At 34.5% G+C, this 15,078-nt stretch carries 13 protein-coding genes; 5 read left to right on the top strand and 8 right to left on the bottom strand.

The features are described from left to right. The 3 genes from T368_RS16065 to T368_RS0112415 all read left to right on the top strand — a co-directional run. Window positions 1–181: hypothetical protein (locus T368_RS16065; RefSeq protein WP_027338534.1), on the top strand; the 181-nt coding region annotated here is incomplete at its 5' end. A 237-nt stretch (window positions 182–418) separates the two neighbouring features. Then, entirely contained in the window at window positions 419–958 is a 540-nt protein-coding gene (locus T368_RS0112420; RefSeq protein ID WP_004086943.1) for a hypothetical protein, read from the top strand. A 623-nt stretch (window positions 959–1,581) separates the two neighbouring features. Beyond that, complete coding sequence (locus T368_RS0112415; RefSeq protein ID WP_004086941.1) at window positions 1,582–2,100, top strand: hypothetical protein; 519 nt, start codon at window positions 1,582–1,584, stop codon at window positions 2,098–2,100. An 82-nt stretch (window positions 2,101–2,182) separates the two neighbouring features. Here T368_RS0112415 and T368_RS0112410 read toward each other — a convergent pair whose 3' ends face one another. Next, complete coding sequence (locus T368_RS0112410; protein WP_004086939.1) at window positions 2,183–3,442, bottom strand: ArsS family sensor histidine kinase; 1,260 nt, start codon at window positions 3,440–3,442, stop codon at window positions 2,183–2,185. Between the two features lie 114 nt (window positions 3,443–3,556). Here T368_RS0112410 and T368_RS0112405 point away from each other — a divergent pair, with 114 nt between their 5' ends. Then, on the top strand, window positions 3,557–4,111 hold the full coding sequence (locus T368_RS0112405; RefSeq protein ID WP_004086938.1) for a hypothetical protein: 555 nt from the start codon (window positions 3,557–3,559) through the stop codon (window positions 4,109–4,111). 273 nt (window positions 4,112–4,384) lie between these two features. Here T368_RS0112405 and T368_RS0112400 read toward each other — a convergent pair whose 3' ends face one another. The 4 genes from T368_RS0112400 to T368_RS0112385 are packed head-to-tail and all read right to left on the bottom strand — an operon-like array spanning window position 4,385 to window position 11,583. Continuing rightward, on the bottom strand, window positions 4,385–7,252 hold the full coding sequence (locus T368_RS0112400) for a DEAD/DEAH box helicase family protein (RefSeq protein ID WP_004086937.1): 2,868 nt from the start codon (window positions 7,250–7,252) through the stop codon (window positions 4,385–4,387). Then, entirely contained in the window at window positions 7,249–8,250 is a 1,002-nt protein-coding gene (locus T368_RS0112395) for a virulence RhuM family protein (RefSeq protein WP_004086936.1), read from the bottom strand. The genes T368_RS0112400 and T368_RS0112395 overlap by 4 nt, the downstream gene beginning before the upstream one ends. Before the next feature lie 5 nt (window positions 8,251–8,255). Continuing rightward, the gene (locus T368_RS0112390) at window positions 8,256–8,747 is read right to left on the bottom strand and encodes a hypothetical protein (RefSeq protein ID WP_004086935.1); all 492 of its coding nucleotides are present in this window, start codon (window positions 8,745–8,747) and stop codon (window positions 8,256–8,258) included. 4 nt (window positions 8,748–8,751) lie between these two features. After that, window positions 8,752–11,583, bottom strand: coding sequence for a site-specific DNA-methyltransferase (locus T368_RS0112385; protein ID WP_004086934.1), 2,832 nt, complete (start codon window positions 11,581–11,583; stop codon window positions 8,752–8,754). A gap of 163 nt (window positions 11,584–11,746) precedes the next feature. On the opposite strand from T368_RS0112385, the gene T368_RS15815 reads away from it, so the two are divergent. Further along, complete coding sequence (locus T368_RS15815) at window positions 11,747–11,890, top strand: hypothetical protein (protein WP_155116646.1); 144 nt, start codon at window positions 11,747–11,749, stop codon at window positions 11,888–11,890. A gap of 28 nt (window positions 11,891–11,918) precedes the next feature. Here the strand turns inward: T368_RS15815 and flgG are convergent, their stop codons facing one another. From flgG to T368_RS0112370, 3 genes are all read right to left on the bottom strand, one after another. Further along, a complete protein-coding gene (gene flgG, locus T368_RS0112380; protein WP_004086933.1) occupies window positions 11,919–12,707 on the bottom strand; it encodes a flagellar basal-body rod protein FlgG in 789 nt (262 codons plus the stop codon). Between the two features lie 85 nt (window positions 12,708–12,792). Further along, window positions 12,793–13,317 carry a gamma carbonic anhydrase family protein gene (locus T368_RS0112375; protein WP_004086932.1) on the bottom strand — a complete coding sequence of 175 codons (525 nt, stop codon included), beginning with the start codon at window positions 13,315–13,317 and terminating at the stop codon, window positions 12,793–12,795. A 242-nt stretch (window positions 13,318–13,559) separates the two neighbouring features. Next, window positions 13,560–14,960 (bottom strand): coiled-coil domain-containing protein, encoded by a 1,401-nt coding sequence (locus T368_RS0112370; RefSeq protein WP_004086931.1) that lies wholly within the window; start codon window positions 14,958–14,960, stop codon window positions 13,560–13,562. Window positions 14,961–15,078 lie beyond the last annotated feature (118 nt).

Genomic DNA, 15,078 nt, shown 5'->3' with positions numbered 1-15,078 from the left:
TACAACAAGAGGCACACCCTCTTCTTTTGGTAGTTTTGTAACCGCACAAGGTGGGGCAGGAAATGCAGGGGGAAATGGGCAGTTTGGGGAAATGAAGTTTAGTATTGTAGATATACCAGAGAGTGAGACTAGCATAAATGTAAGTATTGGAGCGGGGGGAAGTGTGGATATATTTTATTAATTTAAAGATTCAGCCTTGATTATGCAATTTGCAAGTTTTAGAATCTGTTGGGGCAACAAGTGGGAAATACTTCACGCTTTAAAGATCTAGTTTGATTTTAAAACCATGCAGGAAACAAACTAGCTTTCCAAGATTGATGGTAGGCTTTTAATGTTTTTACCCTTTTTTATGGTCCATAAAAAAGGGTAAATCGTTAAAATGTTACCACAAGATGAAAGCTTATATAAAAGGATTAAAATGCAACAAGTAACCGAACAACTCATCACCGGCACAGCACAAACCACAGAACACATCATCACAAACAACACAGGCAGAAGCTTTTTACTCTTAGCACAAATGCAGGGGGGAAGTGGGGATATAAACGAGAATTTGAGACATACATTTACAGAGGGGCATTATGTTTGGAATCATCATGGTAGCGGAAACGCTTATGATAACTACTTCTCACAAAATGGCAATAGGGGGAATTTTATAAACCTAAACCACAAGGATAAGAATTTTTCAGTCGTTGGCGGAAGTGGTAGTTTAGAGGGGATTAATACGAAGCGTTATAGGTATTATTGGCATGTTGATAGAGATTTTAGCGGCGATATTACTTGGAAAGGTTGGCGGGGTGTTGGTTGGCAGGATTATAACAATAGCTATAAAATCGCACGAGAGGGACAGAAAAAGCATATAATATTATTCTTTAGGGCAGGGGATAGCATACGGATTAATTTTACGAGTTTTGGAAGTAGTGGGGATAAGGGGTTTGTTCGCTTAACCCCTTTAGCGTAAGCGTTTGTCTTTTTGCGGATTCTTCGCTCAAGGGCTCGGTCATGTATTTAATATACACTCCCTTCGCCTTTCACTCGAAAACCGCAAAAATTCATCAAAAATACTTCACGCTTTAAAGATTCTAGTTTGCGGTCAGCGAATGGATTCTACTTTGCAAGTTGCAAATCTTAGAATCTAGCTTAGAAATACTTGTCATGTTGAGGCGTTAGCCCAAACATCTTTTTATTTGCAAAAGGGATTTTTCGCTACGCTCAAAATGACAAGGGCGGTCAAAGTAAAGTAACGAAATAAAGGCATAACACCAAATAAAAAAGGATTTTTGATTTATTTGTAAAAACATGTTAAACTTAAAGCCTCCTTTCTGTTATACCTAGCATGTGACAATTTGTAATATTTAAAAGAATTTGTTAATATGCGATACTAACAAAAAGCACAAATAGCAAGAAAGCTATTATAATGACTTTGTTGAACATATCAAACTCTCCTTTCTAACTCTTGCTAGAAAAGAGAAATTTACCGCTTAAGTTGGTAGTTTAAGCGGTAACAAATTATACTTCAAATCTACAAATTAAATCAAGCCGTTTTATATCTTTTTGTTGTTATCTATAAATTAAGGATTAAACATGCTAGACACACATCAATTTTTTGAAAACCTAAACGAAATACAAAACAAAATCTATAATTCCTTTTTCCTAAAAGAAGTAGATAGGGTAAATCTAAGCCCAAATGAAAAAGCCCAACTAGATATAAAGATATTTGAGATTGCATGTAATAATGCTTTGAAACTACAAGAGATGATGCAAAGAGAAAAAGAGCTAGAATTTAGCTTATATCAAAAAAGGGTGGAGTTAGAAATAAATGTTATAAGGGCAAAGGCAGAAGCTACAAAGGCATTAAGTGAAGCAATAATTAGCGTCATTCAAGCCTATGTAACAAAGATTAGCGTTATAGATAATGCAAACATACAAAGGGCAAATATTTATACGCAATTAATGCAAGTAATCGCAAATGCAAGTAATCTAAACGCCCTAAGTCAAAGCGATAAAGAGGGCAATAGTCATATAGGCAATGCGATTAATATTATTTCAAAAATCAAAGATACAGAGGATGTAAATCTAGATTCTATTTCATTGGAGCGGTAGTGGACTTACAGAATGTAAAAATAGAACGAGATTCTAAATAATCACTGCAAAACACCGCTTTAATAAAAATAGAACCTAGATTTTAATCTCTCAAGGCATTGTCCAAACGGCAAAAATTCTCTACAATGCAATCTTTTATTACAAACATATTGTATCCATCTTCATAGAAATACTCCAATTCAAAGTTTTGTGTGTCAAGCGTTGTTTTTACGATATACATGCCTAAGCCAAAACCTTGTGAGAGTGGATTTTTAATATCTTTAAAATAAGGTTTAAAATATTCATTTACATCAAGTTTTAACTTTTCGCTTTTATTTTTTACAATCAAGTCTTTGCCCCTAGATTCTATAATCACTTTAGAATCTATGCTATATTTTATGCCATTATCAAGCAAGTTCTTAATACATAATGTAAATAAATGAAAATCCACTTTCACCAAGTCATCATGGTGCAAAAACACTATATTGTCATTATTATTAGAATCAATAAGTAGCATTTGCATAGCTTCTTTTACAATCTCTTGTAGGGGAATCTCTATCTTTTTTGTCATATAATTCTTACTTGCTAGCTGCTCGATTTTTGCAAACTCATCAATAAGTGAATTAAGTCTTTCAAACACGCCACACAATCTCTGCTTTTGTTTAGAATCCATAACCATTTCCGCTACAATACGCCCTTTTGTAATCGGTGTCTTAAGCTCGTGCATAATAGATCGTAAAAAAAGCGTCCTTGCCTCACCCACTGCTTTTAGCTTTTCAACAGAATGGTTAAATTCACGCACCAACTCACCTATTTCATCTTGATTTTTAGAACCCCAAACAATAGGTCGAATCTCATTTTCATTTGCCATAATCGCTATTTCATTTTTAATATGGCTAAGCGGCATTAGTCGCTTCATAAGTGTAATATAAATAATGACTAGAATAAGCACACCCATAAAGGTTAGCATGTGATATTTAGACCAATTAAATGCAATAGGATCTTGATAGACAACAAAATTATCCATAGTCCGCAAGGCAATAAATATATCATTCCCATCTTGTATGACACTCACGCTAAAGCTGCCCGGATGAGGTGCTGGCTCTTGTGCTATCCTCTCTTGCATGTATTCTGTTATAGGCACTTCATAAAAATTCTCTTCTTCAAGAAAGCTTTTTATGCCCTCCACACTTGCATTATATTGACGCATTTTACCGATGGCTGCAACGATGATATTATACTGCTTTATACTCTCTATGCCCGGCTGCACCTTGACATAAAAAAGTGAGACTGCTAGGAAACTAGCAAACGCAATGGCAAACAAAATGCTAATTTGAATAAATATAGATGTGCTTCTCCACATATCTAACCTTTAGAATCTAAGTTTAATTACACTGCCTAAAATATGGCATGAAGTGATAAAATAATTTGCAAAATGTGATTATAATGTTAAAAACTCCAATAAAGGAATATAGCCATGATAAAATCTCTAAAAAGTGCGAATGTTTCTAAAAATGCAAATATATATAAAAATGCTAGTATTGTTGCGTGTGTAGCCGGTGGTGTAAGCACAACCTTAGCTTATTGTAACAATAAAAAAGAAAAGGGGAAAGAAGTCGCCATGAAACAAGCCATTTTTCATGGGACATTAAATGCGTGTAAGGAGGGTTTAACTTATATCCTAACCACACAGATAAATAAAAGCACAGCTAACGCGATGATACAACATAGTGGCAATAAAGCCTTATATCTTATGAAAAATTTTGGCACAACAGCTTTTAAGCTTGGCACACAAATCGCAATGAACTCTGCAAATGACATTTTAAAATGGCAAAAAGGTGAAACAACAAATAAGGAATGCCTGCAATCTATCAAAAAGAATGCTTGTGGCATTATAGGTGGATTTGTAGTAGCGCGCGGATTCTCTATTGTTTGTGGTGCGGTGATACCGGGTGTTGGTGTATTAACTGGGGGTATTGCGGGTGCATATATTGGCGAATATGTAGGAAGAAAGATTGCGGAGAGGGTGTAAGAACTTTTGCTGAATAATCTTGCATTAGTTGTTATTGCCTGCTTAATCTTTTAATGCAAAATAAGTGTCTTAGATCTGATTGTATCAATAGCAATATTGTTGTCATTGTAAAAACTATCAAAGCCATTTTTTGAATACCGCTAGACTAACAAATAGGCTAGTATTTCACAAGAATTGTTTAGCTTATTAACGCTCACAAAAAATAAACTATAAAACACATTGCATATCTTGCATGAAGTTTTTATCTAACAAAAACTTATGTTTAAGAAGGTCTTAATCGCAATTTTTCTTTAAAATATCACAAACTCTCGAGACAACATATCCACTAAAATCCTTTGGCACATTAGATTCTTTATTGTAATAATACAAATCCACCTCTATATCTAATCCTTGAAAATCTAGCGTTTTATTACAAAATACTTCTTTAAAGCCCTGCAATTTATCCCTTGCGTTTGCTTCAAAGCTTAAGCCCTTAGGATCTACAAAAATGATTTTATAATCCCCGCTTTGCTTATGCTTTAACCAAAAGATAAAATCGGGGTAAAACTTCCTTTGCTCTTGGCTTTGCGTATCAAAATAGGGGATAAATATAGAATCTTTTGTTTCTACAATCTTGCTAAAGCACCACTCATAATCTTTAAATGCGTTCTTAGAATCTTGTAAATATTTCTGCAAATCCTCTAAAAATTCTATCTCACTTCTTTCACTAATAGCATAGTTAATATGGATTGCAGAATCTTTATATGATTCTAAAACCATAGGGCTATAATAGTGCTTTGCTAGCTCTGCCGTGATAACATAGCTATGTTTTTCTACTCTTTGTGTTGGTTTAGCTTGGATTTGCTCGGTGTATTCATCTAGTGAGATTTTGCCTTTTTCAAACTCTTTTTTAAGCTCATCTATGCTTTTAGTTTGTTTGCTCTGTGTCAATTCTTTAACTGCTTTATTCATCTCTTTTATAATCGCTTCACTTAGTCCATCACCACTTAGCATAAAATCTTTAAAATGCGTAATGCTATCTTCACAAGGCACAAACTTTTCTAACTCTAGCAAAGGTGTGTGGAAAAATCTATCCATACTATGCAGGGCATTTTGTGGTTTAAGCTTTGGCATATTGCCCTTTATCTCTAAGCTTACACTTGCTTCATCACGCATTTTTTGCTGTATCTTTTGCAAAGTGCTAAAGCCTAAATCCGCTCTATTTATCCCACTTGATACAAGCAAAATATCTTCATCATAAGATTCTATATATTTGCTTAATCTCTCAAAATCATAATGTGAAATCACAAAAGTTTTATTGCTTTTATGAGAGTTTTTATAGCTTGGCACAAGCAGTGGCTCTAGCGTTTTATTTCTCTTAAAGCCTGTAAGCTTACTTTGGAATCTAAAGCCCTCAAGCCCCTTTAAAATCCACTCAATCGCTTCATTTTCTGTCGCCATAATAAACACACTTTCAACCCCCAAACTCCCATCACCTAAAGAATCCTTTGTGTTATACTCTAGCTTATCACTTGCTTTTAGTCGTTTGCGGACATCTTTAAAAGGCTCAATTCTCACCCCTCGCCCTATGGTTTGCAGGACATATTTTTTTGCCTTTTTGCTACCGATATTGATAAAGTTAATGAAATTCACACGATTGCTATCCCACCCCTCGCTAAACACCTTGCTTCCCATCATAATTTGTATGGGCGATTCTCTATGATTTAGCTCTTCAAAATACCCCTTTGCCATATCCTCCCCACTCTCAATGCCTAGCCCATCAAGATAGCTTTTCTCCCACTCTTTAATGCTACCGATATTTAAAAGCAAAAAGGGTTTTGTCGCATTTTTACTTTTAAAGGCAAGTTCTTTATTATTTCCCTTAATCTTACAGCACTCTAGACTTGAAGCCTCTTTGGCATAAAAGATTTGCTCTCTTAAGTCTTTAGAATCCACTTTTGCAAGTCTCTCTAAAAAGTCTTTATTCATCTCGTTTTCAGCAAAATATATATTACTAGATTCTAGTTTTTTTGCTAAGTTTTTTGCAATCCCGCTTATATCTTTAGAATCTTGTAAGATTTTCATAATCGCTTCAAAATACAGCTTAATCCCCGCATCTTTGGTATTGACTTTATCCGCCACAGCGATGATTAAAGGATTATGATAATGCAAGTTTTCAAACCTTGCTTTTAAGCTTTTTAATTCCTGCTTTATCCCCACAAAAAGGATAAAACTCTCTAGTATCCGCTCTAGTTTTTCATCACTAGAATCCACCTTAGAATCTTTAAAGGCTTTGAGATTACTATCTAGCACCACGATATTTTTCCCATAGCCATCATTATTAAACTTCTCTAAATTGTAGTTAAAAGCACAAGTAAAAAGCTCTATATCATTATCAAAAGTCGCAGAAAAGTTAAAGATAAATCCGTGTGGATACTCCTGCCTTTCTCGCCCTTTTGCTAAGTCCCTTATATAGCTTTTTCTTATAGAATCTTTGCTATCGCCCTTATGTGCTTCATCAAGCAAGATATACCAGCCTTTTTCACGCATTAAATCATCATAATTTAGTCTTTTAGCCTTAGAATCTTTACCGACATTTTCCTTTATATCTAGCAAATCACTTCTGCCAAGAAACACGACATTTTCAAAGCCTAGCAAACTTTGATTATCATAAGCTTTTATCTCTTTGCAAGTGATTTGTATCGGCTGATACGCATTAAAGCTTTGTATATGTGTTTTAAACTGATGTAAAATCTTATCATTAGGCACAAGTAGCATTATTGGCTTAGATTCTATCTCGCCATTTTTCATAAGTTTTTGCATAAGGCTTATAAGCTTTATCATTACAATACTTTTGCCACTGCCTGTTGCCATCCAAAAGCTTGCCATATTGCAAAACTCTTTTATATCTAAGCCTTTTTTAGAATCTAATTTTATAGCATTGTATTTAAAAGCCTGTTTGTATTCATAGCATAGCTCTTTTGCATTATCCCTATACAGCTTTAAACTGCATAATGCCTTTTGCAACGCCGCTACTTGATACTCTTGCAGACTAATACTGCCATTAAAGCTTATTAAATCAAGGCTTTCAAAAAGATCGTTATAAGAGTGAATCTTTTTGTCTGTAATATCTTTTAAAATCAGTGATTGCTTTTTAGTCATTTTCCTGCTCTCGTGTTAAGTGTTTTATAGGTAGATTCTAAAATTTCTTCGTCTTCTTTTTGCGCCTTCAGCAATTCTTCTTTTTTTCGTTGTGCCTCAAAAAGTTGATATTGTTCATAAGCGATTTGTTCCATTTGTGCGTTAGAGATACTGCCATTATCTTTTAAAATTTGCATTCCTTGAAAGGTGAGCAAAGAATCCACATTTTGCCTCCAAAAGTCCATAGTCAAAGTTTGCTTATCTTTCACTCTAAGTTCTGCAGATTCTAAAAACACATTAACTAAACGATTTAAACTATCTAGCTCCTCTTTTTTTAGATAATTTTTCGCCACAATCACATCGCCTTTACGCGCAATATTGCCTTTCCAGCTTGTTAGCCCCATATTTAGTTCATTAGCATTAGCTCGCTCGCAAATAAGTTCCGCTGCAGTTTTATGCGTAGTCGCATACAAAAGCTTGTTTTGTGTTTGAGCAAAAAACATTTGCGTTGCCTTATCGCTTGGGTCATAATCTACACTCAAAGCAAAAAGCTCTCGCACTTTTTGATAAAACCTTTTTTCACTCGCCCTTATATCCCTAATCTGCTCTAACAGCTCATCAAAATAATCGCTTCTGCCATTTGGATTTTTAAGTCTATCACTATCAATGATGAAGCCCTTTTGTAAATAGCTCCTTAAATGTTCGTTTGCCCAGATTCTAAACTGCACACCCCTTTTACTACGGACACGAAAGCCCACGGCTAAAATCATCTCTAAGGAATAAAATTTTACCTTGTAGGATTTGCCATCACTAGCAGTTGTTCGGATTTCCCGAATAACTGAATTTGCCTGCAATTCCCCATCTTTTAGGATATTTGTGATATGTTCGCTTATACTAGATTTTGAGGTGTCAAAAAGTTTTGCCATAGAATCTTGAGCCAAAAATACACTCTCCCCAAGCTCATAGAGTTCAACCTTGATCTTTTTATCTTGTGTGGTGTAGAGGAGGATGTTTGGCATAGATTTTACTTTATGAAAAAATTTTTTATAGATACTAACACAGAATTTGAAGTAGGCAATGAATGTTCTAAAATTGCATTTTTTTCATCATAAAAACTAGCTAATGCATCCTTATACTCTTGAATATTATCCTCTTGATTAATTAAAAATATTTTAATTTCATCTTTTAGCTTGGTTAATTTATTAATTGTGTTCTTGTGAGATAAATATTTTTCATTTGGACTTAAAAAAATCAGAATAACTGTGATAGCTCCTGAAGCAATACTCAATATATCTATCATAACCTCACCCATAACATTTAATAACCAACCAGTAACAGCTTGACTAGAAGATGATAAAGAAATAGATAAAGCAAAAATTGATGTAAATATGAGAGTAACATAAATAAAACGCCAAAAATCCGCACTTTTTTCATGGTTATTCAAGATGTTGCTAAGCTCTATTTGCAAATCTTGCATTTCTTCTTTAATGTTTTCTAAAATTTCGTTTTCGCCCATTCCTCTACTCCCACCATATGAGATTTTTCAATTTTGGGTATTTGTGTAAATCTAAAGTGTTTAAAGAGATAATTTCTCCATTATCAAATTCACACGATTCTATGCCATTGGAATCTAAAAACAATCGCTTGATTTTCCAACCCATTAGATTTGCCATAGACTGAAAAATATCAAAGCCCTCTCTATACTCTGTGTGCATATCTAAACACACTCTTTCTCCCTTGCTAAGCTTATCAATAAGTTTTCGAGATTTACGATAATCTAGTATTGCTTCACATTTAGCATAGTCTTTGCCTTTGTAGATTTCATTGTCATATTGAGGCGAAGCCGAAATATCTCTTTTATTGCCCTGTTGAGATACTTCAGCTAACGCTTCAGTATGACAAAGAGAGGATTTAGGATGACAAAAACTTAGCACATATTCGCAATGAGCTAATGCCTCTTCATAGGATTCTAATTCATAGTATCTAAAAGCAATATTCAGAGGCTTTACTTGCTTATCATCTTTTAACTTTCCATTTTTCCATTCGCTACTAAAGGCTACTTTTTTAATACGTGGGAGTATCACATTATAAAAATGCTCCCCTTGCTCTACTAGCACAAATTTACGATTTGTACCCTCACGATTAAGCTCTAAAACTGCGTGAGCAGTAGTGCCACTCCCACCAAAAAAATCTAAAATTACAGAATCTTCCTTACTTGCCAAATAAATAGAATCTTTTACGGTATGAATGGATTTTGGGTAGTCAAATTCATTGTTTGGTAGGATATTATTCAAAATTTGCACCCCATAATTATTTGCAGAATATTTACTATCAAACCAAGTTGTTTTAGGATTAAATGTATCTTTGCTTCTTTTTATGTCCCAAACATTTCGTGTTTTTAGAAAAGTAGCAAACAATTCATTCTTAATATTTTCAATAGTTTGTCTTGCAAATCTCCATTTTCTTTCTATCCCCTGCGGGTCTATGGGATAAACTTCAATTATTCCATCCTCTCTAGTAACATTTGCGGTTGGGTGAAAATCATCTTTACATACTTCACCAAAACCAACAATTTTAGAATCTTTTACATAGATAGGATAAAAACAATTTTTAGCGGCAGTTCTTAAAGATTCTGAACCTGTAACATCTCTAAAGTTTCTTACATCTTTTTCATCTCTAGCTACTCCCTGAATAATATTTTTAATATTTGGATACATAAAATAAGCAAATTCGTTACTATATGAAAAATTATCACCTTGTGTGCCACTAGGATTATGCACAACACTCACACAAGTTTTTTCATACTCATAAAAAATATCGCTTAAAAGTAATCCTAAATTTTCTTGCTCATTTTCATCAATCGCACAAGTAAGAATCCCTCTTTGACTTAAAAATTCCTTACCTAATCTCAAACGATTTTCCATCATACTAAGCCAAGTAGAATCTTTAAAATTATTTTTATAGATAATTTCACTTGCAGGAGCATTATAAGGCGGGTCAATATAAATCAAATCCACTTTGCCTTGATATTTTGGCATTAGGGAATTTAAGGCTTGAAAATTATCCGCTTTTATGAGCTCACCATTAAGGATAGATTCTAAATCTTCAAAGGCATTTAGAATCTTATATTTTGTCTCACATTCAAAATGCTTTGTATCAATGGGTAAATAGCTATATTTGTTGTTTTTAGATTCTTTAGTTGTAATTTGTGTTTCTTCAATATGACAAGAGTAGCAAAAATCTATAAAGTCTTCTTTGTTAAAGCTTTCATTAATGAGATTGAGTTCTTGCCATTCTTTGATTTGAGATTCAAAGCCTTTATCATTAAGGATAGAATCTATAAGGGAATTTTGAGATTTTGCATTCTTGATAATATCAATACTAAAAACATACTCTACTTTCTTTGCAAATTTAGGCTTTAGCCACACAGCCTTTAGCTCATCTTCAAAATCCCCAATGAGTTTAATAACCTCTAGGGCTATATTGCGTATTTTTGATAAATGAGCGATGATGTCTCTATTCCATTCTTGAATCTCACTATCTTTAAAAAGATAATGATATGCCCACAAATCAAACTGCTCTTGTAAAAACGCCCTTGCATTTTTATGGATAAAAAAATCTACTTCATTTTGCTTTTTATAACTTGCAAAAAGCTTTTTTATGTGTGCTTCATCTAGGGGAAATTTATGTGCTTTCAGGGATTTTATAAAATCTTCGCTCAACTCGTTGCTATTTTCTTTAAACACGGCATTAAGTTCTGGGAATAAATCCTTTTGACTTAAAACCTTGATATAAATGGTGGGTATAGAATCTTGTGTATCTGTGCTTGTTTGCTCGATTTTATCAAGTTTGAAAATAAGCTTTCGCTTGGTATTATCAGCATTTTGCCTATATTCACTTGTATCAAAGTGGATTTGGGCTAGCTCGTTTTCATCGCTTAAGGTAAGGCTAGTATAAAGCGTATCACTTTTGACATAGTATAAGTCTTTTGTTTTATAAAAAAGGCTTGTATCTTTAGAATTGGTATAGACTTTCGCATAAATGTTTTTATACAGCGGCGTATCGTGGAAAAATGGCGTGCCGCTTTCATTGAGATAGCTTTCAAAGAAAGTGTAAAGCTTGTTGTAAAGATCGTGTGAGTTAAAACCATCATTTGAGATGGCAGAATCTAGATAGGCTTTTATGTGGGAAAAATACTGCTCTTTTATGCTTAAAAGATTGCTAAAACCGCTTTGTGTGTTGCCTGTATTGCTTTGTGTATTTTGTGCCGTATGAGCCTTTTCATAGGCTTTTATCTTTGCACCAAGATAACACTCCTCTAATTTGCTATAAAATGCTTTTTTGTAGTCCATTGTTTGCCTTTTTTGTATTCTTTTCCAAAGGTAATTTTAGCATATAGTTTTTAAGTGTGTTGTATCATTGAAGTTACTTTGCTTATGGAGCCACATTAATTTGATTCTGATTAAAAGTGTTGCTTGTCTAAGAGTATAATAAAAAAAGCGAATACCTTGAAACATGAATGCTTGTATAGAGACTATAATCTCTATACAAAGAATCTTATTTACATTCTTGCATAGCAATCGCTGTATTTTAGGGCAAAGCGAACTTTATAATCCCATAGATTCTAACAAGCCACTTTGCTATCAAGGCAAGTTATAAAGAAATATGAGATTAAACTTTATCTAACCTATCGTTTTAAGCCATTTACCGTTTGTAGCATGGAATCTGCTGTTTGAATGCTTTTTGAGTTTGCTTCATACGCTCTTTGCCCTGTGATTAGATCAGTCATTTCAGATACTAAACGCACATTGCTTAACTCTAAAAATCCCGCACGAATCTGTCCCAAGCCATCTTGTCCAGCTATGCCCTCTATTGGCTCACCGCTTGCGTTTGTATTCATATAGAGATTATCGCCTAAGCCATGCAAACCGGCTGGATTCACAAAATTCACAAGCTGAATCTGCCCTAAAACCTCCGCCTGTCCGTTGTTACCAAGTGTAACACTCACAGTGCCATCTGCACCGATATTTATGCTTTGTGCTTCTGGTGGCACGGTGATTTGTGGCTGGACTAGATAGCCCTCTGAAGTAACGATATTACCCTGATCATCAAGCTTAAAATTCCCACTTCTTGTATAAGCGATATTGCCATCTGGAAGCTGTATGGGGAAAAATCCTTTACCCATAATCGCTACATCAAGCGGATTTTCTGTCTCTTTTGGACTGCCTTGAGAATAGATTCTATTAATCGCTCCCGTTCTCACACCCACACCCACTTCAATACCTGTTGGCGTGAGTGTCGTCTCGCTTGTCTGTGTGCCTGCAAACTGCAATGTTTGATAAAATAGGTCATTAAACTCTGCTCTTTGTCGCTTAAAGCCCACTGTATTCACATTCGCAATGTTGTTTGAAGTCGTGTCGATTTGTAACTGCTGCCCTAACATTCCTGTTGTCGCAGTATAGAGTGATCTCATCATGCTAACTATCCTTAGTTTAAATTTGAGATAGTAAAAGCAAAAGGTATGCCAACTTTAGAATCTACGCACAATTTACTTCACAAACTCACATATATTGATTCTTAAACTCCACATAGCGAATGGCTGAATTTGCTATTTCTTCTATCTCTTCTTCGCTAAGTTCTCGCACAAATTTCGCTGGATTCCCAAGAATGAGTGATTTTGGCGGAAACTTTTTACCTTTTGTAACGACCGCTCCCGCCCCAACGATAGAATCTCTACCAATCCTAGCACCATCCATCACAATGCTACCCATGCCAATAAGGCAATTATCCTCAATATGACACGCATGGATAACGCAGCTGTGTCCTATGGTAACATTATCGCCAATAATCGCGGGATAACCGCTTTCAGCCTCGCCCTTTTCTCTATGCCATACATGTATCATGGTTAAATCTTGTATGTTTGTATTTTTACCAATTTTAATGTAATTTACATCGCCACGCAACACACAATTATACCAAATTGACGCATTATCGCCAATGCTTACCTCGCCAATAACCTTTGCCCCCTCACATATCAACACATCTTTACCAACACTAGGCGTAATGCCATTAAATTTTATCAACATGCTTTATCCTTTCCTTGCGTTTTTTATAGATTATAGCATTATTTTAGAGTAATGTTATTTTTATGGAATCTTAATAGATAGATTGGGGTGTGGATAATAAAAGATTCTAAAATTTAGCAATGTCATGCTGAAAATATTTATCTAACTGCAAATATTTGTCATGTTTAAATCTTTGAGTGAAGTATCTAAAAATATAAAATATAAACTCATCAAAGCTTAAATTCTAAAATACAGAATCTGGGCTAGGTTTTTTGAAAGTTTGTGCGAGAGAAGCTATTGATTATACTTGCAAAAATGATAGGAATTTTAGAATCTAGCGTATTTGTTATCTCTTGCTTTTTATTTTCTGCTTCTTGTATGAAATTTTGCGTATGGGTTTCTAGTTCGGCTTTTTTCTCATCGCCTTTTGCTGTGATAGATTCTAAGCTTTTTTCGCTTAAATCTGTGATTGCTTGCAGGTATAACTCTTTTTTTGTATTACATTCAGTGGCTAACTCATTTGCCTTTGTCTCTAACTCTAAAAGCCCCTCTGTTTTCTTTGTATCTAGGGCTTGTAAAGATTCATCACGCAAGGCTGTAAGTCTCGCATTTACTTCAGTATCAAGGGCTTTTACTTCTTGGAGTCTATTGTTTGCAACAGAATTTATCTCATTTATTGTGTCTGTTTTTATTTGATTTGATTCTACTATGAAATCTTGGGCTTGTGTTTGGAGTTGAGCTAAAAGCTTATTAAAGGCTTCTTGCAAACCTGTGTAATTATCTTGCAAATCTCTTTCATACTCTTCTTTTTTTAGCATTAAAGCTGCAATGGCGTTATTTAACTCTGTATTTAAGAAATCTCGCATATCATTTAAAAGGCTTTCATTATTCTCTGTAAGCCTTTTAAACTCTTCTATGGCTTGTTCTAAATTCCCTATGTTATGTTCTATAAGCTGTAATTTCTCATAGGTTTCTTTTACCTTTTGCATGGTGTTTTTTGTATCGGCTAAATCTAGCTGACAAGCATCATGCAGGGCTTCTATCTCATTACGCAGGGCTAGTGATGTAGCGTTTGCGTTATCCATTTCTTTTAAGGCTTGCATGATGTAGCTGTTTGCAAGTCTCACCATTTCGCTAAATCTCTTATTCATCGCTTCAATGTCAATGACTGCTACCTCAATGCTGTTTTTATTGTCTTTAAGCAATTCTACATGATAGAGATAAAAATCATTTAAAATACGCATAATAGCAATGAGTTCAGTAATGCCCCTTAAACTCAAATCTGTTTTAATAATAAAGTTTGCATTCTGTGTGAGTGCGTTTTGCATATCTGTATAAACTTTTTCTAGCCTGTCTTTATCAGCTTGGGTTATGCTTTGTGGGGGATTTATTGGGCTTGTTAAGTCTGCTTTTTTATCTTTTACTTCTTGGGCTATTTGTTTATCCACTTCTTGCATGGCGTTATGTAATTGCTCTGTAATGCTTTCTCTTTGTGTGGTTTGTGTAGCTTCTGTTGGTGTGGAATCTGCTTTAGATTCTGTATTTTCTTGTGGTGTGGAATCTGCTTTAGATTCTGTATTTTCTTGTGGTGTGGAATCTGTGGGCGTGTTTTCTTGTGTAACTTCTGCTATTGTTGTTCTTTGAAATTCTTGTGTGTCATTCATGTTTAATCCTTTTTTAATTTTAAAAGCTTTCATCTTGTGGTAACAATACCCCTTTTGTCATGTTGAGACGAAGGCGAAACATCTCTAGCTTTGCAAATAAAAAGATGTTTGGGCTTTG

The organism is Helicobacter bilis ATCC 51630 (assembly GCF_000686565.1).
Classification (GTDB): Bacteria; Campylobacterota; Campylobacteria; order Campylobacterales; family Helicobacteraceae; genus Helicobacter_A; species Helicobacter_A bilis.
Note: the sequence above shows the minus strand (reverse complement) of the source record. Positions and strands in the feature narration are given on the sequence as shown.

Excerpts from the sequence above, each read along its gene's own strand:
- T368_RS0112410 (WP_004086939.1), bottom strand. The coding sequence starts at position 3,442 with ATGTGGAGAAGCACATCTATATTTATTCAAATTAGCATTTTGTTTGCC.
- T368_RS0112375 (WP_004086932.1), bottom strand. The coding sequence starts at position 13,317 with ATGTTGATAAAATTTAATGGCATTACGCCTAGTGTTGGTAAAGATGTG.
- T368_RS0112405 (WP_004086938.1), top strand. The coding sequence starts at position 3,557 with ATGATAAAATCTCTAAAAAGTGCGAATGTTTCTAAAAATGCAAATATA.
- flgG (WP_004086933.1), bottom strand. The coding sequence starts at position 12,707 with ATGATGAGATCACTCTATACTGCGACAACAGGAATGTTAGGGCAGCAG.
- T368_RS15815 (WP_155116646.1), top strand. The coding sequence starts at position 11,747 with ATGAATGCTTGTATAGAGACTATAATCTCTATACAAAGAATCTTATTT.
- T368_RS0112420 (WP_004086943.1), top strand. The coding sequence starts at position 419 with ATGCAACAAGTAACCGAACAACTCATCACCGGCACAGCACAAACCACA.
- T368_RS0112395 (WP_004086936.1), bottom strand. The coding sequence starts at position 8,250 with ATGCCAAACATCCTCCTCTACACCACACAAGATAAAAAGATCAAGGTT.
- T368_RS0112400 (WP_004086937.1), bottom strand. The coding sequence starts at position 7,252 with ATGACTAAAAAGCAATCACTGATTTTAAAAGATATTACAGACAAAAAG.
- T368_RS0112390 (WP_004086935.1), bottom strand. The coding sequence starts at position 8,747 with ATGGGCGAAAACGAAATTTTAGAAAACATTAAAGAAGAAATGCAAGAT.
- T368_RS0112415 (WP_004086941.1), top strand. The coding sequence starts at position 1,582 with ATGCTAGACACACATCAATTTTTTGAAAACCTAAACGAAATACAAAAC.
- T368_RS0112370 (WP_004086931.1), bottom strand. The coding sequence starts at position 14,960 with ATGAATGACACACAAGAATTTCAAAGAACAACAATAGCAGAAGTTACA.
- T368_RS0112385 (WP_004086934.1), bottom strand. The coding sequence starts at position 11,583 with ATGGACTACAAAAAAGCATTTTATAGCAAATTAGAGGAGTGTTATCTT.